This is a genomic window from Spirosoma daeguense (assembly GCF_054776875.1).
Genome location: NZ_BAAHBF010000002.1, coordinates 138028 through 157859 on the forward strand (window position 1 = coordinate 138028; position 19832 = coordinate 157859).

The following is a 19832-nucleotide window of genomic DNA, read 5'->3' on the forward strand; positions in this document are numbered from 1 at the left end:
TCTTCCCGAAAATAAAAGATTTGTCGGGACGCTGATTTTTATCGTTTCATGAACCATTCATATATCCTCGCCATCGACCAAGGCACTAGTAGCACCAAAACAATTCTGTTCGATCAGAACGGTAAAGTAGCTGCACGAGCTTCGGAGCCGCTGAATACCAGTTATTTCGGCGATGGTTACGTTGAACAGAACCCTGACGAAATTCTTCAGAACGTATTGATTTCGGTCGAAAAATGCCTTGCTACGTTTATGGCGTCTGGAGGAGACGTGACTGCGATTACGGGCTGTGGTATTTCGAACCAGCGCGAAACGTTTGTGATATGGGATGAGGCCGGAACTCCGTTGCACAATGCAATAGTATGGCAATGTAAACGCTCAATTTCGGTTTGCGAACGGCTCAAAGCAGCGGGTTTAGAGGAAACGGTTCGGGCGAAAACCGGCCTGTTTATCGACCCTTATTTTTCGGGTACCAAGCTCATCTGGTTATACGAAAACAACGTAGCAGTGCGGCAGGCTATCGATGCCGGAAAAGCTTATTTCGGTACGGTCGATACGTGGTTATTGTATAAATTAACGAACGGCGAGAAATACCTGACCGATTTCACCAACGCTTCCCGAACGTTATTTTTCAATCTTACTACGTTACAATGGGATCAGGAATTGCTCGCTACGTTCGGATTGGCAACGCTGAACCTGCCCGAGCCAAAACCGTCGTCGTACCTATTCGGTGAATCGAATTTCAATGGGTTGATTAGCCGAAACTTACCCATAACCAGCCTTATTGGCGACTCACACGCGGCCGCTTTTGGGGAAGGTTGCTTTTTCCCCGGTACGGCTAAGGCAACGCTGGGAACGGGTTGTTCGATTATCATGAACATCGGAGAAAAACCGGCTACGTCGCAGCATGGTATGGTAACGACCATTGGCTGGAGTACCGAAGAACAGTCGGGCAGACATTCGGTAGACTATGCGTTGGAAGGCGTTATCGTTACGTGTGGCGGTACGATTGAATGGCTGAAAAATAGCCTGAATCTGTTTGCCGATAGTCGCGAAACCGAAGCACTGGCTACGTCGGTGGCCGACAATGGCGGTGTGTATATGGTGCCCGCTTTCAGTGGCTTGGGCGCTCCCCACTGGCAAATGGCTCGTAAAGCATCAATTACAGGGCTAACCTTCGGAACCACCAAAGCGCATCTGGTTCGGGCAGCTCTTGAGTCGATTCCGTATCAGATAAAGGATGTAATTACGGCGATGGAACAGGATACGGGTGTTCCGCTGGCTGAATTGATGGTGCATGGAGGCATCAGTGCCAACAAATTTGTCGTGCAATTTCTGGCCGATGTGCTTCAGAAGCCCGTAGCAAATCGGGATATGCCCGACGTATCGGCATTAGGTGCCGCTTATCTGGCAGGTTTAAAAACAGGAACGTATCGGGATTTAGCTCATTTGCAGGAACTCAATAAAGGAAAGATAGGCGTAATGCCAGCAACCGATACGTCGGGTGTCGAAGTAGCTTATGAGGGCTGGCAGTTAGCTGTCGGTAACTAGAAGTTTGCTAAGATAGCACGTTATCAAGGTAAATTTATAGTATACCAGCGTTGGTAAATATCCGTTCTTTGCCATAACTATGCATTCCTAAATTAACTGCCTTAGCCAGTGTCTAAACCGACTAACCGTTTTGCCGTAGCCCTGATTACGGTACTGTTTTTTTTATGGGGCTTTGCCCTGAACCTGAATCCAATTCTGATTCCTCACCTAAAAAAAGCCTGCCAACTTACTGATTTACAATCTGCACTGATCGATTCGGCATCGTACATCGCTTACTTTCTGGTTGCGCTACCCGCCGGATTGTTCATGAAGAAATATGGATATAAGGTCGGTATTACGTTAGGATTACTGCTGTTTGCAGGTGGTACGTTCCTGTTTTATCCGGCGGCTGAACTTCGGCATTTTACGTTTTTTCTAGTTGCATTATTCATTATTGCCAGTGGATTGACCTTACTCGAAACGGCTGCTAATCCGTATATCACCGTACTGGGAGATCCTGATTCGGCTACGCAACGCCTAAATTTTGCCCAGTCGTTCAATGGATTAGCCGCTTTTCTTGCCCCATTGCTTGGTGGGCGTTTCATCCTCTCTGGTCGGAATCTCTCAGCGGCTGAGCAACAGGCAATGGCTCCCGAACAGTTCGAAGCCTATCTAAAAGAAGAAGCATCGGCCGTTCAGATGCCGTTTCTGATTATTGGAGCCGTGGTGTTGCTGGTGGCTATTCTGATTAGCCGCACAACTCTGCCAACGATTAACGAAGAGGAAGATTCACCCTCTACCAATACAGGCTCTATTCTGACTGAGAAAAACCTGATTCTGGGCGTTGTTGCACAGTTTTTCTACGTAGGTGCTCAGGTGTGTATCAGCAGTTTCTTCATTCGTTTCAGCGGACAGGCGGCTGGTTTGGGCGAAAAATCGGCGGCCGACTGGCTGTCAATTGCCTTGCTCGGGTTCATGATTGGACGCTTCTTTGGTACGTTCCTGATGCGCTACGTTACGCCCCCACGTCTGCTGGCTATTTACAGCGTGCTAAACATTGGCTTATTGGTAGCCGCCATTCTGGCGAAAGGTATGATTTCGGTTTATGCTCTGATTGGCGTTGAATTCTTTATGTCGATCATGTTCCCAACCATTTTCGCGCTAAGTATTCGCGGCCTGGGTGCCAAAACCAAACTGGGTTCGTCGCTGGTCATTATGGCCATTATGGGAGGAGCTTTTTTTCCCGTGTTGATGGGACTTATATCGGATATGAGCACCATGCAAACGGCTTATCTGGTACCGGCATGCTGCTTCCTGCCAGTCCTGTTTTTTGCGGTCAGAAATTTTTCGGTCAAAAAAGTGAAACTGGCGGCTTCACATTAATAACGTATTGATTTTAGGACTTGTCTGGTACACAAAACAGAGATTACACATGGATTTAAAACTGCAAAACAAGGTCATTCTCGTAACGGGAGGAGCTAAAGGCATTGGCGAAGGCATTGTGAAAGTGCTGGCCGCAGAAGGCGCCATTCCGGTTATTATCGGACGTAACGAAGCGGATAATCAGAAAGTTGTGGCCGAACTGGAAGCCGCCGGGCAACAGGCTTTTCAGGTGGTGGCTGAACTGACGCAACCCGACGAATCGAAGAAGGCCGTAGAGGCTGCTCTGGCTAAATTCGGACGTATTGATGGCGTTGTGAACAATGCCGGAGTAAACGACGGTGTTGGCCTTGAAACAGGTAATTATGAGGCATTTATGGCGTCGTTGCACAAAAATCTGGTGCATTATTACCTGATCGTACAAAATGCTTTACCAGCTTTGAAAGAATCGAAAGGAGCTATTGTGAATATCAGCTCAAAAACCGCCGAAACAGGACAAGGTGGCACATCGGCTTACGCAGCAGCCAATGGTGGACGTAACGCGCTTACCCGCGAATGGGCCGTTGAATTGTTGAAATATGGCATTCGGGTCAATGCCATTATCGTTGCCGAATGCTGGACTCCGCTTTACGAAAAATGGATTCAGACGCTGCCAAATCCAGAGGAAAAACTCGCAACAATTGTCGATAAAATTCCACTCGAAAACCGGATGACCACGGCTGAAGAAATTGCCAACACAACGGCCTTTTTACTCTCGTCATGTTCGAGTCATACCACCGGCCAACTGCTCTACGTCGATGGCGGTTACGTTCATCTGGACCGGGCTTTGGCAAATGCGTCTTAACGTAACGCGGGTGGTGGCTCCGACAGGCTCCGGCTGTCGGTTTCGCATTAGCGAATAACCAGATAGTTATTACGTAGTCGACAGCCAGAGCCTGTCGGAGCCAACTGATTAAAAACTTATGCAAACTCTAGTCTGTACAACACCGGGGCAATTAACGTATCAAACGGGAACGAAACCCGAATGGACGCCCGGTAATACGCTCCTGCGAATCCGTCGAATAGGCATTTGCGGAACCGATTTACACGCCTTCGAGGGTACCCAGCCTTTTTTCAATTACCCCCGAATTTTAGGACATGAACTGGCTGGCGAAATCATAGAAACAGACGCTACGTCTGGTTTCGTAGTGGGTGAAGCCGTTACGTTCCTGCCTTATGTTAATTGTGGAAATTGTGTTGCCTGCCGAGCTGGTAAAACGAATTGCTGTTCCAGCCTTAATGTGTATGGCGTGCATTCTGATGGCGGCATGGTCGAATACCTTTCGGTGCCGACAAGATTACTCATTCACGGAAATGGCTTGAGCTATGATGAACTGGCTCTGGTTGAGCCGTTGTCAATTGGGGCGCATGGCGTTCGACGGGCGGCTGTTCAACCGGGCGAATGGGTGCTGGTAATTGGCGCTGGCCCAATCGGTTTAGGTGTTATGGAGTTCGCCCGGATTGCGGGTGGAAACGTTATTGCGCTGGATATTAACGAAAGTCGACTCGCTTTTTGTAAAAATCGACTAAAAGTTGCGCACACCGTTGTGGCTACTGATCCTGACGTAACGGAACAGTTGATGGCAATTACCAATGGCGATATGCCTACGGTGGTCATCGATGCAACCGGAAGCCAGCGGGCGATTAATAATGCGTTTCAGTACATGGCGCATAGTGCCCGTTACGTATTGGTTGGATTGCAGAGAGGTGAGGTTTCGTTCAGTCACCCGGAGTTTCACAAGCGGGAAGCTGCGGTGATGAGTAGCCGAAATGCGACCCGACAGGATTTTGAACACGTCATTACGTCCATGAAAAATGGTCAGGTCGATCCTACTACGTATATCACCCACCGCGTTACGTTCGGTCAGGTTCAAGATGAATTTGCTGGCTGGCTCAATCCTGCCAATGGCGTTATTAAAGCAATGGTGGAGCTTAATTAAGGTTCTTTGAAAATTATTTAACCGCAAAGATCGCGAAGTGATTTCGCGATCTTTGCGGTTAAATAACTGTCTGAACTACCACTTAACGTTCAATCGAACGCCACCGATGATGTTTCTTGTGGGAGACGCGTTGAAGAAACGGTTGCCCAGCGCATTAAGATCGTAACCCAGCGAATACGTCTGATTCAGGAGGTTATCGCCACTAACGTATACATCCAAAGTCCAGTGTTCGCCAAGATTCCGCCGAAAACCGACCGTAGCCTGTAATAATCGAGTAGGAAGGGACGAAACGGTATTAGCATCATTGAGTGCAAACGGATTGAGAAACTGATACGTCAGATGAGCGTACAGCCCGAGTTTAAAATCTGCGTCGATACCTGTAACGTTAGTCACTGGAGCTACGCCCGGAATCCGGTTATTGGATAGATCGGCGGCTCCCTGCTGGTAATCTTTGAATCGGTAATTAGTGAGCGTCAGATTATTCCAGAAACGAAGATCGACGTTAGTTGCGCGCACATCATAAAGAATCTGTGCTTCCAATCCTTGCTGGGCAGTACGTCCCGCGTTTACGAAATACTCTGCTCCGGCTGCGTCAGATCGGCGAACAATGGTTTCGCGGAGCTGGAATTGGTAAAGTGCTACGTCGATATGCAGTTTATTGTTGAGAGCCGAACCACGCAGACCAATTTCATAGCTAGTTCCTCGTTCGGAATTAAGCGTTGTGTTAAAACCACCTGCCGACGGACGCACTTCCTGACTTGATGGAGCCGAATATCCGGTGCTGATGCTGACAAAAGCCGACATATTCTGACCAAACGTACGTAGCAGCGCCAGACGGGGGAGCCATACGGGGGTGAAATCGCGGGTGAGTAACGTAGCGGCAGGATCTCCAGTACGTATCGGGAAGCGGGTGAATCCATACCGAACGTCGTTACGACTCAGACCAGCCGTAAGACGGAATCGGGCAGGAAGTTCGGTTTCTGCCTGTAAAAACAGCGTCGACTGCCGGGCGGTAAGTTCTTCGTCAGTTTGAATCGTATCGGCTACACCACGTCGATTACCAAAATTGCGGTCAACAATAAACGTACGTAGTAACTCGGCTCCGACAGTTACTGTGGTTGGTAACGGGCTGTTTGGGAAGCGGAATTGCGTAATGGTACGTCCCCCCAGACCTTGATCGGTACGTCGTTCGTAATTCGTAATAAATGGGTTGGCGAAATCGGTGTTGGAACCATAAATGACCGTTGTATTCTGAATGCGGTCATTCCAGCGGTACTCGTGCGAAACGCCCAGATAACCAATGCGTTGGTAGATACCAGCCTGTTGTTCTACACTACCGGGTAGGGTAACTGTTGCCGGACGGGCCGCTCGCTGATTCGCTTTAAACTGAGCTTCATTCAGTCCGCCGGGCGTTTGATAATGTAAATCCGAATAGAATCCCAGAATCGAAACCGTCTGTTTAGGGTTCACATTAAAAGAGGCTGCCAAACTCAGATTATCGCGAACCATTGCGCTTTGATCGCGGTAGCCATTGCTTTGTAAGTGGTTGTAATTTAGGGAAATAGCGGAATTGTTTTTCCCCGTTTGCAACGAAACCCCATTTCCGTACAAGCCATAACTTCCACCCAATGCCGACAGTTCGACACTGCTTTTACCCGAAGGAACGGTTAAACCACTAAACAAAACAGTACCGCCTGTTCCGGCTCCGTACAGACTCCCCGACGGCCCTTTTATTACCTCAACCCGGCCTAGTGCGCGCACATCCAGTGCATTGAGTGGCGTATTGCCACCTGCATCGGTAAGTGGCATCTCGTTCCAGTACGTTTTAATGTTTCGCACCCCAAACGGCGATCGAATAGCACTTCCCCGAATGGCAAGCCGATAACTTCCCGGTGACCGTTCATCGGCACGAACACCCGGCAACGTATTAAGTGCCGGAACGAGCGTTGGCGTACCAAATCGCTGATTCAAATCCCGGCGTGTGAGTAGACCAACTGAGGCCGGTGTCTCTAATAATCGTCGGTTAGTGGCATATCCCCGAACCACCACTTCGTTGAGATGTAGCGTGTCTTCGAGCGATGATTGCGGGACATTTTGAGCGAGCAAAGCCACTGGGCTAAGCAATTGAAGAAAGAAACCTGCGAGTGAGTAGTAGTTTTTCATAAGGCTACCAAAAGTAGCATAAAAGGTAAACAGAAAAGTAAGCTTTGATGGGAAACTATCGCTATTTATCCGGCAACTTCACCCGATATAAGCCAAACGGATAATCGACTTTATCCTGACCATCGTTGTACCGTTTTGTACGTTGAATTTGAGCCGCTGTTACGTATAAAAAACCATCCTCTCCGATACCGAAACTATCGGGCCAGAGTAAACGGTTGTCCTGCACAAGCATTTTTAGCTGACGATCTGGGGTGAAATAGCGAATGGCTTTGCCGGGAGAGTCGGTGAGATAAACGTTTCCTTTAGCATCGGCAATCATTCCGTGCGAGACGCCTGTTTCGCCCATATCCTCTACACGTTCTGATAATTCGGTGGGCGATAAGGCCGGATTTACTAAATCGTCAACCGCAATCCGAAACAGTTTGGTTTGCGTAATTGGTCGAAAATAAAAATACTTGAAATCGTGGGTTAACGCAATGCCGTTAACATTACTCCGAAACGGATTACCCTGCTTATCTCGAACGTCCTTTTCGTCGATACGTAGCACAAAATTCGGATCGGCCTGTGTCGATTTATCGTTCTCCAGGACAGTTCGACTTTTGCCTGAGATCAAATCCAGTACAACAATAGCCGCACGGCCAGGATCAGATAGATACGCTTTTTGTCGGCGCGTGTCGATCTGCACATCGTTGAGGCCAAGTCGTTCGCGGGGTAAATCATCGAATCGGTAAATTTTCTCAACCTGATTCGTTTGAAGGTTGATTCTTAGGAGTTTAATTCCAGAAGGTAAAGCTTTCTGACCAGCCGGATTAGCAGGGTCAAGTACCCAGAGTGCATTGGATTGATCGACGAAAAGTGCCTGAACATTCATGAAACGATTTTCTGGATTCAGCGAATCCCAATGATTCCATTCAGCGTTCGGATAGGGGTAACGTTTTCCGTTACGTATCTCCGCCAAACCATAATCATAATTCTCCGGATTCTTGGGGAACGTAACGAAAATACGTGCCGGGCCATCAGGTTTCGGCTGAGCAACCGCCAACCCAATACACTGGTGTTTACCAAATTCAGCAACAGTTTCCAGATTGCCAACTGGAGTTGATTGAGCATTAGTTAACAACCTGCTGATTATCAATAAGGAAATTGTAAATAAGTTTTTCATCATTCACGTAGCAGACTTCTTCGGGTATAACTGGCAAGTTGTGGGAAGGTTATTGATGGCCCAGAATATACCATAAAATAAGTCTACTACGTGAATGATGGGATAATCAGAAAAATTCCCCCTTTTTGGTATATTTGTTACAAATCAATCGGATCGTCGAAGCGACGGTTTGCTGACCGGGAAGTTGGGGTCAGCGGTTTTTCACCATTTACGAAGCTGAACCTTGACATTTCAGGAATTTAATCTGCACGACGACCTGCTGGCCGGTGTAGATGCCATGAACTACCTTAAAGCCACTCCCATTCAGGAGATGGCTATACCCAAAATTCTCGAAGGGCACGACCTCATCGCCAGTGCTCAGACCGGTACCGGCAAAACGGCCGCTTACCTGATTCCACTTCTCGATCGCATTTCACACGGCAATCACGATCACACCAGCACGCTTATTCTGGTGCCAACGCGTGAACTGGCTAAGCAAATAGATGAGCAGGTAGAAGGCTTCGGTTATTTTGTTGAAGCCAATAGTATTGCAATATACGGGGGCGGAAAAGGCGACGACTGGGATAAACAACGCCGGGCGCTTGAAACCGGAGCTGATATCATTATTGCAACCCCCGGTCGGTTGATTGCACACATGCAATTGGGCTACGTCGATTTTGGAAAACTTGATTACCTCGTTCTCGACGAAGCCGACAAAATGCTGGACATGGGCTTTTCGGACGACATTCTGAATATTGTTGCCAAAATCCCCAAAAAGAGGCAGACGCTGTTGTTTTCGGCCACGATGCCGAATAAAATCCGGGAGTTTTCGAAGCGAATTCTGAACGAACCTGAAGAAATTCGGCTGGCAGTTTCGAAACCCGCTGCGGGCATCGATCAGCAGTTTTATCTGGCATACGATAATCAGAAACTTCCGCTACTGGCTCACCTGATCACGAACAGCCCGAAGCCAGTGCAGAGCATGGTGTTGTTTACGTCGAAAAAGGCGGAAGTTAACAGCATCGTTCGGGCGTTGAACAAGCTTAATTACGAAGCAAGAGGCATAAGCTCCGACCTCGAACAAGATGATAGGGAAGTCGTGCTACGTGATTTCAAAAATAAAGCCTTTCCGATTCTGGTCGCTACCGACGTACTGTCGCGAGGTATCGATATCGACAACCTGACGCACGTAGTGAACTATGACATTCCGCGTGATGCAGAAGATTATGTACACCGGATCGGACGTACTGCTCGTGCGGCCACCACTGGAACAGCCATTACGTTCATTAGCGATCAGGATCAGAATCGGATTACACGTATCGAGAAACTTATTGAGCGTGAGGTCGATAAACAATCCATTACGGAGGAGCTTGGTTTAGGCAAATCCCCGATTTTTGATCCGAAACGGTTCAGTGGGTTTCGGAGAGAGGGACAACGTAGTGAAGGTCGTCCGAGCGATAATTCGCGGAATCGAAACCGGAAACGAGGACGTAGCGGGAAACCCCGTCAGGAAGGAGTTTCAACAGGTGAGCAACCAGACGGACGTAACGAACGGCGACGCAATTCGGTTTCTTCGGATAATCAACCTCGTGCTGAAGGCTCAGTACCTCCAGCGGCAGTACATGAGCCGGGTGTTGTTCCAGTAAATTTAGAAGGACAAACTAAAGCAAAACCGCGCAAAAAGCGTCGGCGTGGACCTCGCAAAGAAGGAGGTTCTTCGGAGCAAAATTCATCTACATCGATACCCGCCAGCGAATAGAGACAATATAGTACCTGATCGACAGCCTAACGTTTGCAACGGGCTGTCTTTTTTTGTGTCTTTTCGTTTGAAAACCAGTTTGCTATATGCGTAATCTTATTTCTCGTCGAACTTCCCTGCAAACACTGGCTTTAACCGCTGGCGGTTTGTTGACCCAGCCCCAAAATCTATTTGCGGCTGAGGAGCCTGCTCCCAAGAAATTAGGTATTGCATTGGTGGGGCTGGGTAATTATGCTACTAATCAACTGGCTCCGGCCTTACTCGAAACGGAACACTGCTATCTGGCTGGTATCGTAACGGGTTCGCCCGATAAGGCGAAAACGTGGGCCGACAAATACGCAATTCCGGCAAAGAATATCTATACTTATCAGACGTTCGACCAGATTCGGAACAATCCGGATATCGACATCATATACGTAGTACTCCCCAATTTTCTACATGCTGAATACACCATTCGGGCGGCTCAGGCGGGCAAACATGTCATTTGCGAGAAACCGATGGCAATGAACACAACCGAAGCCCGGCAGATGATTGTGGCTTGCGAAAAAGCAAACGTTCAGTTGTCGATTGGGTATCGACTCTATTTTGAACCTCATCATCTGGAAATGCGTCGATTGGCGGCTGAGAAAACGTTCGGTCAGGTAAAAGTGATTGAGTCAGGACTGGGCTTCACGGTTCCCGGCCCAAATTCGTGGCGGCTGGACAAGAAAATTGGTGGGGGGGGAGCCATTATGGATTTGGGTATTTACGCCATTCAGGGTGCCCGCCGAACGTTGGGATTAGACCCGATCAACGTAACAGCACAGGCCTATACATTCGATAAAGAGCACTTCAAAGATATTCACGAAACGGTATTCTGGCAGTTCGAATTTCCGGGCGGTACGGTGGCTCATTGCAGCACTACGTATTCGTCTTATGTGGATCGGCTCTATGCTACGTGTGAACGTGGCTGGTTCAAACTTGAACCGTCGTACAACGCTACCGGCGCACAGGGAATCACTAGTAAAGGGCCTATGGACGTACCATCGCCCCATTTTCAGCAGATTGCCCAGATGGATGCCTTTGTTCAGTCAATCCGCTCAAAAACGAAGCCGGAAGCATCGGGAGAAGAAGGCTGGAAAGACATGAAGCTTATCGAATCCATTCTACAAGCCGCCGAAACCGGCCGCAAAATTCAGATTAACTATACGTAATTGATAATGAATAGTGAAGAATGAAAAATAGTTTGTAAAACATTATCCATTTCATTCTTTGGCGTATCGATATCGGAGTCGGCTGGCTACGTCTCGGGCCAGATCGTCGCGCATACTATCAAGTAACTGCCAGCGGTTGGGCGGAAATGCGTTTGCACTTTTCAGCGAATGTCCATTGAGCGCCCGATCGTCGCCACTAAACGATTCCCATTCGGTAACCCAGCTACGGGTCTCACCAATAGGGTCTTCCCATAATACTTTCCCCGTTTGCGTATCGATCGATCGTATGCGCATATCCATACTCGCATAAATCTCCCGACGATACGTAGTAAGTGTGCCTTTCACTTTCTCCATGATATCTACTTTGGTAGAATCATTGATTTTTTTCTCCCCGACTTTATATTCCTGACTGCTATAGACGGTTGTGCAGGATGAGGATTGATTCTCGCGAAAGGGCATGTAGCCACTGACAACCATCTGAATGGCTTCATGAATCGGATAGCCATCGCCAGCTACAAATTCACTTGGTTGTGGGTCGGGTGGATACAGACGGACGAAGGTTGATGGAGCCGTATTCTGGCCAATCTGCCGAAAAATGAGTTGCTGTAGTTCCAGATTGTCGTGCTGACTCAGCTCTGGCGTCGGGCTCAATGGTTCGACTACCACCCGCAAAATAGCAAAGGGAAGTGCGTCTTCGGCTTTTCCGCGTGCCTGTTTGTAATCACTAACCCATTCATTAGCCTTACGGTAGTTTATATACGCATCTTTAGCTGCCAATCGATTGTCTTCCCGAAATACAAACGCCTGTTCTGCAAATTCATAGCGGTCGGCGGCTGCCAACTGCCGAATTTCGTGTTGTTGTTCTGCATAAGAAATCGGATAAGCTGATAGCCATTCGGTGCAACCTGCGCAGTTACCCGAACGTGCGTTGTCAGTTAGCGTTTGTAGTTGACTATATTCTTTATAAACCGTTTCCCAACGAAAGGTTGGTGTTTGATTAGGAGCCGCTGAATTGGCAGAAGAAAGTTGCCGGATAATACTCTGATGTTGGTCGTATGCACTTTTAAACGCATCTTTCAGTACCAACGTAGCCAGCTCATGCCCTCGTTTTGAGATGCCACGGGGCTGGTTTAATCGTTGAGAAGCTTTCTTTACGGCCAGATCAAATTTGCCGCGATGGAGGGCTGTTTTGCCACTGCTGCACGCAGTCAGCAGAAGGGCTGTCAAAACGGAAAGCAGTAGAGAGCGTAGCATGGCTAAAGTTCAGGTTTTGCGTATTTGACAACAATCGTTGTCTTTGGTTTATCATTGATGCAAAATCGTAAATATCCGTTGCATTACGTATCAAAGAAAATAGTATCAGAAGCCTTACTTATTCGATAAGTAACAATAAGAAAGGATAAACTTTATCTGGTTAAAAACCGGATTTTATTAACGTACCGCTACGTCTTTAACTCATTAAACCCACTGGTTATGTCTGCTATTGATAGAAAAACATTTCTGAAAGAACTTTCTTTGCTGGCTGGGGCCTCGCTGGTTTCGGGGGGAGTCTGGGCAACGGAACAGGTACAAAAGCAGTCAGCGGTTAAACTTGGCTTTGTTACGTATCTGTGGGGAAAAGACTGGGACTTGCCTACACTCATTAAAAATTGTGCTGATACCAACATTCTAGGTGTTGAACTACGGGTAGAACATGCACACAACGTAATGCCCGACTTAACACCTTCGCAACGTTCGGAAGTGAAAAAGCGATTTGCTGATAGCCCCGTTAAACTGGTTGGTTTAGGCACAAATCAGCAGTACGATTACCTGGAACCCGACAAGCTAAAAGCATCAATTGAACGGACTAAAGAGTTTATTCGTCTGAGTGCCGACGTGGGCGGAACGGGCGTGAAAGTGAAACCTAATGCGCTACATAAAGAAGTGCCCGCCGAAAAAACATTAACTCAGATTGGCGAGTCGCTGAATATACTGGCTCGTTACGCGGCTGAATTTGGGCAGCAGCTTCGGCTCGAAGTACATGGGCAGGAAACTCAGGAATTGCCGAATACCAAAAAGATTATGGATGTAGCCAATCATCCCAATGCCACTATCTGCTGGAATTGTAATCCGCAGGATTTGAACGGAAACGGGTTTCAGTCGAATTTCGATTTGGTAAAAGACCGTTTCGGAGCCACTCTCCATGTGCGTGAACTCGACCGAACCGATTATCCGTATCAGGATTTACTGAATAACCTGGTGAAAATGAACTACAACGGCTGGGTCTTGCTCGAATGTCATACGAACCCGGCCGACAAGATAAAATCGATGAAAGAACAACGAGACGTATTCGACCGGATGATTGCGAAAGCGTAGCCAATCGACCATTTCGCACGGTAATCTCTATAAATGGAATTTTGTACTTTTACTTGTTATTAGACTCCAATCATTTTATATGAACGTAGCAGGTAATACTTTACTGGCCGCAACCGAAACCTGTCTGTAGGCGTAGTAGCTAGAGGACTAAAATCAATTTGATATATAACGTAGAAAAGATACCAAAGATAGGTTTGGCCAAAGGAGAAGCTTAAACATACGTAGCGTTGCCTGTATAAATCGTTATCTTTACCGCATGAATGAGCGCTTCAAATACTGGCTCAAACGCGTTGGCTGGCTGGGCTTCCTTTTCTTTCTGATCAAAGGGCTGCTGTGGATTCTGATTCCCTATCTGATTGCCAGAGGTTTCTTCTCTAAATAAGGTCAACCTGACACTGAGTCTGGTAGACTAACCATCGAATTGTTGACCGTATACTAATTCATACCTACTAACTAAACCGTTGGTTGGTGTAATCTGCTTATATTCAATATAAGATTCCGTAACGTCTTCTAAGAAAGTCTGGTAATATGAATCGGTATTATGCAAGCTGTTGGTATTGGAAAGTCCCAACAACGCATAACTTATCTGACTCTGGTAATCTGCCTGTGGGTATCAACTAAGCTTTGGGCAGTTCATATTATTGGGGGCGATTTGAGTATGCGGGCTGTGGGAGCGACGCCAGGATTGTTTCGGATCCAGCTCAATCAGTATTGGGATGCAACCCAGAGCGGGACCGGCAATCAGGACCCGTCTGTTACCTTATTGGTTTTTCGAAAGCAAAATCCCCGCCTGATCGAACGTATTGAAATCAGACTTCAGGAACAGGTTCCACTTACGTTCGATAACATAGCGTGTGCTACACTTCGAAAGTTGAGCGTCACAGAAGGCCGTTATTATGCTACGTATCAGTTTGATCCTACCCAATATACCGACCCCGGTGGTTACTATATGGTGTGGGAGCGTTGCTGCCGAAATGATGGGTTAACGAATATCAATACGTCGGGGGCGGCCGGAGTTGCTATGGTTTTTTATCTGGAGTTTCCGCCCATGATTAAAAACGGAACGAATTTCATAAACTCGGCTCCCGATTTTCGACTTCCTAACGGCGATTACATCTGCATCAATAAGCCATTTACGTTCAATGTTAGTGCTACAGATGCCGACGGAGACGAACTCCGCTACTCGCTGGTTACACCACTAAATGGATACACAACCAAAACAGCACCAAGTACCACGAGCACAGCACCACGAAACAGTTACCCGACGGTGAGCTGGGCTACGGGCTATGGTTTATCGAATATTATACCAGGCAATCCGGCATTGTCCATCAGTCCAACAACGGGTTTGTTAACGGTTCGGGCCACGCAGGAAGGGCTGTATTTGTTTACTGTACAATGTGAAGAGTTTCGGAATGGGGAACGTATTGGTGTTATCCGGCGAGATTTTCAATTACCTGTAGTCGATTGTTCTCGCAATACTCCTCCGGCTCCTGTCGTATTGGCAAATGGCCGTAACACCACCGACCTCGCCTGGTGCGGAAGTCAGCCACTTATATTATCGGTCGAGAAAAACCCAACCTGGGCCTATCAGTGGCAGAAAGACGGCAGCAACCTGACTGGCGCTACGTCTGATTCGTTACAGATACGGGAGTCGGGGGTATATACCGTTGTAAAAAGCCGGGCCAATTCCTGTGCTAACGATACATCGTCGCTAGGTGTAAAAATAACTATCGTAACCGCTCCGCCCGTAAAACTGTCACTCACGGTAGCGAAACCATATTGTGTGGGTGATACTTTAAGGATACAGGCCGAAGGACAACCAGATTATACCTATCGCTGGCGACGTAACGGCGTAGATATTACAGGCGAACAGCAGTCTTTGCTTCGGGTAATTCAATCAGGAAAGTATGAGGTGCTGGCCAAACCCGCACGAGCCGTATGTGAAGGGCAGGATACCTTGAGTGTTGTCATTAATCCGCGTCCAGCCGCAAAAATTAATGTTCCGACCCAAACGTTTTGCCCCAATGATTCAGTACAGATTTCGGCAATCGCTGAAACTGGAAACAACTATCTCTGGCAACGTAACAACGTAGCACAGGCTAATCGAACCGATAAATACTGGGTAAGTCAGGCCGGAGTTTATCGACTTACGGTAACCGCTCCAAGTGGATGTACGGCTAGTTCTGAATCGTTGACATTGACTCAGTATGAACAGCCGATTGCACAACTGGATTCGATACCAGCGTTTTGTTTCGGCTATACCGAAGTCGTTACGTTACGTGGTCAACCCGATGGGGGGGCTTATACGGGGGCAGGTGTTTTTGATAATCGCTTCGACCCCAGTCAGGCCGGAGTTGGGCAACATACCATTACCTATACGTACACATCTGACAAAGGATGTCGGGCAGTGCAAAGTCGTCAGGCAGTAGTGGCACCCGGCCTAAGTCTGACAGGAAAGGAAACGTATCGGCTAATAAAAGGACGTAGTGTTCAGTTAACAACGCAGACCAATGAACCCGTTAGCCGTTACGTCTGGAATCCATCGGCATCGCTCAGTCAGTCCGACGTAGCATCGCCAATGGCCAGCCCGCTCGAAACCACACCTTATGTCGTAACTGCAGTTACGTCGGCAGGTTGTTCGGCAACGCTTGCGGTTCGGGTCGAAATCATTGAACCTCTGTATATTCCGAATGCTTTTTCACCAAACAATGACGGTGTAAATGATGAATGGGTTATTCCGAATGCAGGGTCATTTCCGGGTTGTGAAGTGTTTGTCTACAACCGTTGGGGCGAACTGGTTTTCTTCTCGCAGGGTTACACCAAATCGTGGGATGGTACGTATCATAATGAACTCGTGCCAGCGGGTGTGTATACGTATCAGATACGTACCGGTGCAGAACCGTCGGCTACTACGTATCGCGGACAATTAACCATACTACGTTAAACGTGATCGGCTTGCGCATGTTAATTTCTGCGAAAATAAGCCTGAAATAATCGGTTTGAGTACGGTTTTAAGCAAACATTACGTTAGCTGACGGGTTAATCAAGGACAAAAAAAGTGGAAGGAGAGCTATGGAAAATCAAGACAAAGAAGACATCATCAGAGCTAAACAAGCCATTTCGCCAGCCGGTCTGGCCGACCAGTCAGTAGAAGGTACCAGCGGCCCTGGTAGTGAGATCGACCCGGAAGAATTAGCTCCTGACGAACTGGAAGAAGAATATATGGATGGTGATAAACTGGCCGCTAATGTTCGTATGAAACACCCGAACCGAAATCCAAACAAACCAGACATCGACAAACCGGCTTATAGTTAAGCCAACGAACAGGGTGACTCACAACGAGTTGCCCTTTTTTATGCACTTCAGGAAAAAGTTATGCGTAGTGAAGCAGTAACCAATTACCAGTCTGATACGTTATAGAGGATAGAAAATACACATTCACAACAACTAATGAAGAATCTTGATAAACGTAAAATAGGAATTGCTGCCGCTATTATTGCCGGTATTGTAATTCTGGTTTTTTTAGGGAAATGGCTGGTGAAAAAGCAGGAAGCCGCTAAAGAAACTGCCCGGCTGGAACAGAAACGCAAACAAGCTGAAAAGGAACGACAGCAAACACAATTGTTATTTCATCAGATCTGCCTTTACGCCGATTCTGTTGGTATTGATACGAGCCGCTATGCTGTTACGTTGAAGACCGACGTGTTAAAACTGGAGGCTAATATGAAGCAGTTGCTGATGGAAGTGCGCTATGGAAAAAAACCATCGAGGTTGGCCTTTAGCGGGTTGAAAGAGTCAGTGGATTCAGCCTGGTCAACAAATACGAAAGCGCTACGTTCCGGCCAATCGCTGGCAGCACTTGCTACGTTCCGCCCGTATAATCAATTAGTTGGTCACTACAATCGCCTTCGGAAAAAAGCAGCTACACATCCGTCAATTGCTGATTCGCTACGTCTGATACGGCAAACACTCAATTTTTACCGCTACGTAAATCGGTTCGACCCTGATCGTTTTGTATTGGTGAACATCCCGGCGGGCGAACTGAACGTATTCGACAAGACCGGACAGCGGTTGTTGCCCATGCAGGTTATTGCCGGAAAACCTGACCGGCAAACGCCTTGTATGACTACTTATATTCAGGGAATTGTGGCGTATCCGTATTGGAACGTACCACAAAAAATTGCCCTCGAAGAAATCGTGCCACACATCAAAAAGGATATGGGCTACGTCTATAACCAGAATTTTCAGATTCTGAACGACAAAGGACGAGAAGTGAATCCGGAAGATGTGGATTGGGACAATGTTTCAGAAACGAATTTCCCTTACCGGGTTCGGCAGGCTTCGGGTTGTGAAAACTCACTTGGACTGCTAAAGTTTGAACTGGCAAATCCGCTCGCTATCTATCTACATGATACCAACAGCCGCGACTTGTTTAAACTGACAACCGACCGTTGGCGAAGTCATGGGTGTGTACGAGTACAAAAACCCGTTGAGTTAGCCAATCTTGTGCTGGGTGCCGAAACGTTTACCGACGATTTTATGAACAAATGTCTGGTTGATCAGAAGCCAAGTGCTCTCAAAATTCCGAAGCCTTTTCCGGTTTTTATTACCTACAATATTGCTGATGTAGATGCCAACGGAAAGCTCCGCTTTTATAAAGACATATATGGAGAAGCCAAATAAGAGGATTCTTTCAGGTACTGAGTATTGGGAGAATAAACAAACAGACACGACCCGCCTTTAACAGCCTGAATAATTCCTTTTGAATCGGCATAAGGAACGGCTGGGCAACCCTGACTACGACCAAGTCGGCCTGTTTTTTTGATGATATCCTCGCAAACGTAATCGGCACCATGCAATACAATGTTCCGGTTGTAGACGTTGTCGTTGAAGCCTTTTTCAAGTCCTTTCAATTGCAGTGAAAGTCCATGACGGCCCATATATGTATTGAGCGTCTGATAAAACCCTAAGCTGCTTTGAAACGACGACTGCGTATTGGAAAATTGTGTTGGGAGCAGATCGCCGGAATTACGGCCGTGCGATACGTAGGTATTGAAAAGTAGTTTTTTATTGAACAAATCGACCACATACAGCCGTTTCCGATTGGAGGGTTGGCTGAGGTCAACGATCGTCAACATTGCCTTAGTAGTATCCATTTTTTGCCAGCCACGCAGTGCGTATTCAAATACATCACGTTGTAAACCGCTCTGACTCAGGTTAAGCTGGTCGTAAACGGATAGATGGCCTAAGGATACTGTTTTTTTAGACGTTGCAGCAGGAGCTGCTTCAGTTACGGTACGGTTAGCTTTGGATCCGGTACTGGCGAAATAAATGACGACCAGAGCAACCAGAAGCAAAAGAATATTCTTCATGCTTATAAATGGGTACAAAAAGGTTTATAAGAATGGATACATACACTAAACATCCCTATAGACGTTTTAATTCGTTGAAGGTATCATTTTTTCGCTACATTACCTAATCATGAACCCTTACGAAAAAGCCGTTGAGGCCGAGTTGATCCGTTGGCAGCAGGCCATGCAAAAACCACCTTCGGGCTTCGATAAGCTCTCAACTTCCTGGCAGCGACGCATCAACCGGATCATACCTAAGCGCGTACACGATGTCATTACGGCTACCATCAAACAGATGACTCGGGCGGTACTATTCGGTGCGCAGTTTCTGAACCGAAAACCAGCCGAAGGGCTAAGTTTTACTCAGCGAGAAGCCGCCGTTGCCAAACGTATCGAATTTTATAAAAAGACCAGCGCGGCCGAAGGTGGTGTAACGGGGGCTGGAGGTTTCTGGCTCAGTATGGCCGATTTCCCAATCCTGCTGACGCTTAAAATGAAAATGCTGTTCGAGATTTCGAGTCTATACGGCTATTCAGTCGAGGATTATCGAGAGCGGGTTTATATTCTCTATATTTTTCAACTGGCGTTTTCGAGTCAGGAGCGTCGGCAAACGGTGTATCAGTACCTGGCCGACTGGCCCGAACATAGTCGTCAGCTTCCCGACGATATTAACCAGTTCGACTGGCTCACCTTCCAGCAGGAATACCGCGATTATATCGACCTCGCTAAGTTGGCTCAGCTTATTCCCGGCATTGGGGCCGCTGTAGGCATTGTTGTCAATTACAGACTCGTAAACCAACTGGGCCGAACAGCCATGAATGCCTATCGGATGCGACTGATTGCTGAAAAGAAGGCGCTGCTTCCAGAATAGCCAATTTCTAGAAACGTAATTTTCTATCGATAAGTAGAAACGAATGTTTCATCATTTAGTGAGTAACAGGCGTTGGAAACCGATCAAACAACCTGCGCCAGAAACGACCAATG

General features: G+C 47.4%; 16 protein-coding genes. 12 read left to right on the forward strand and 4 right to left on the reverse strand.

The window, feature by feature from the left end; all coding sequences use genetic code 11:
- The first annotated feature begins 48 nt into the window (after nt 1–48).
- The 4 genes from ACYVD4_RS05465 (at nt 49) to ACYVD4_RS05480 (ending at nt 4886) form a co-directional block, all read left to right on the forward strand.
- Nucleotides 49–1548 carry an FGGY family carbohydrate kinase gene (locus tag ACYVD4_RS05465; protein ID WP_460943231.1) on the forward strand — a complete coding sequence of 500 codons (1500 nt, stop codon included), beginning with the start codon at nt 49–51 and terminating at the stop codon, nt 1546–1548.
- Nucleotides 1549–1656: 108 nt separating this feature from the next.
- Nucleotides 1657–2910: an L-fucose:H+ symporter permease gene (gene fucP, locus ACYVD4_RS05470; RefSeq protein WP_460943233.1), complete on the forward strand. Its 1254-nt coding sequence runs from the start codon at nt 1657–1659 to the stop codon at nt 2908–2910.
- Between the two features lie 49 nt (nt 2911–2959).
- The gene (locus tag ACYVD4_RS05475; protein ID WP_460943235.1) at nt 2960–3751 is read left to right on the forward strand and encodes an L-fucose dehydrogenase; all 792 of its coding nucleotides are present in this window, start codon (nt 2960–2962) and stop codon (nt 3749–3751) included.
- Nucleotides 3752–3869: 118 nt separating this feature from the next.
- Entirely contained in the window at nt 3870–4886 is a 1017-nt protein-coding gene (locus ACYVD4_RS05480; RefSeq protein WP_460943237.1) for a zinc-binding alcohol dehydrogenase family protein, read from the forward strand.
- 75 nt (nt 4887–4961) lie between these two features.
- On the opposite strand, the gene ACYVD4_RS05485 is transcribed toward ACYVD4_RS05480, so the two are convergent.
- The gene (locus tag ACYVD4_RS05485) at nt 4962–7049 is read right to left on the reverse strand and encodes a TonB-dependent receptor (protein ID WP_460943239.1); all 2088 of its coding nucleotides are present in this window, start codon (nt 7047–7049) and stop codon (nt 4962–4964) included.
- 61 nt (nt 7050–7110) lie between these two features.
- Nucleotides 7111–8214, reverse strand: a complete 1104-nt coding sequence (locus ACYVD4_RS05490) for an SMP-30/gluconolactonase/LRE family protein (RefSeq protein WP_460943241.1) — start codon at nt 8212–8214, stop codon at nt 7111–7113.
- A 274-nt stretch (nt 8215–8488) separates the two neighbouring features.
- Between ACYVD4_RS05490 and ACYVD4_RS05495 the strand changes: the two genes are divergently transcribed.
- Both ACYVD4_RS05495 and ACYVD4_RS05500 read left to right on the forward strand, forming a co-directional pair.
- Nucleotides 8489–9949, forward strand: coding sequence for a DEAD/DEAH box helicase (locus tag ACYVD4_RS05495; RefSeq protein ID WP_460944738.1), 1461 nt, complete (start codon nt 8489–8491; stop codon nt 9947–9949).
- A gap of 86 nt (nt 9950–10035) precedes the next feature.
- On the forward strand, nt 10036–11142 hold the full coding sequence (locus tag ACYVD4_RS05500; RefSeq protein ID WP_460943243.1) for a Gfo/Idh/MocA family protein: 1107 nt from the start codon (nt 10036–10038) through the stop codon (nt 11140–11142).
- A gap of 51 nt (nt 11143–11193) precedes the next feature.
- Here ACYVD4_RS05500 and ACYVD4_RS05505 read toward each other — a convergent pair whose 3' ends face one another.
- Entirely contained in the window at nt 11194–12396 is a 1203-nt protein-coding gene (locus ACYVD4_RS05505; protein ID WP_460943245.1) for a hypothetical protein, read from the reverse strand.
- 219 nt (nt 12397–12615) lie between these two features.
- Between ACYVD4_RS05505 and ACYVD4_RS05510 the strand changes: the two genes are divergently transcribed.
- The 5 genes from ACYVD4_RS05510 to ACYVD4_RS05530 all read left to right on the forward strand — a co-directional run bounded on the left by ACYVD4_RS05510 (nt 12616) and on the right by ACYVD4_RS05530 (nt 18180).
- Nucleotides 12616–13497, forward strand: coding sequence for a sugar phosphate isomerase/epimerase family protein (locus tag ACYVD4_RS05510; RefSeq protein WP_460943247.1), 882 nt, complete (start codon nt 12616–12618; stop codon nt 13495–13497).
- A gap of 256 nt (nt 13498–13753) precedes the next feature.
- The gene (locus ACYVD4_RS05515) at nt 13754–13879 is read left to right on the forward strand and encodes a hypothetical protein (protein ID WP_460943249.1); all 126 of its coding nucleotides are present in this window, start codon (nt 13754–13756) and stop codon (nt 13877–13879) included.
- A gap of 159 nt (nt 13880–14038) precedes the next feature.
- Nucleotides 14039–16441 (forward strand): gliding motility-associated C-terminal domain-containing protein, encoded by a 2403-nt coding sequence (locus ACYVD4_RS05520; RefSeq protein WP_460943251.1) that lies wholly within the window; start codon nt 14039–14041, stop codon nt 16439–16441.
- A gap of 128 nt (nt 16442–16569) precedes the next feature.
- Nucleotides 16570–16812 (forward strand): hypothetical protein, encoded by a 243-nt coding sequence (locus ACYVD4_RS05525; RefSeq protein ID WP_460943253.1) that lies wholly within the window; start codon nt 16570–16572, stop codon nt 16810–16812.
- Between the two features lie 135 nt (nt 16813–16947).
- Nucleotides 16948–18180 carry a L,D-transpeptidase family protein gene (locus ACYVD4_RS05530; RefSeq protein ID WP_460943255.1) on the forward strand — a complete coding sequence of 411 codons (1233 nt, stop codon included), beginning with the start codon at nt 16948–16950 and terminating at the stop codon, nt 18178–18180.
- On the opposite strand, the gene ACYVD4_RS05535 is transcribed toward ACYVD4_RS05530, so the two are convergent.
- Nucleotides 18150–18869, reverse strand: coding sequence for a murein L,D-transpeptidase catalytic domain family protein (locus ACYVD4_RS05535; protein WP_460943257.1), 720 nt, complete (start codon nt 18867–18869; stop codon nt 18150–18152). The genes ACYVD4_RS05530 and ACYVD4_RS05535 overlap by 31 nt on opposite strands.
- 109 nt (nt 18870–18978) lie before the next feature.
- Between ACYVD4_RS05535 and ACYVD4_RS05540 the strand changes: the two genes are divergently transcribed.
- On the forward strand, nt 18979–19719 hold the full coding sequence (locus tag ACYVD4_RS05540; RefSeq protein ID WP_460943259.1) for an EcsC family protein: 741 nt from the start codon (nt 18979–18981) through the stop codon (nt 19717–19719).
- Nucleotides 19720–19832: the final 113 nt, after the last annotated feature.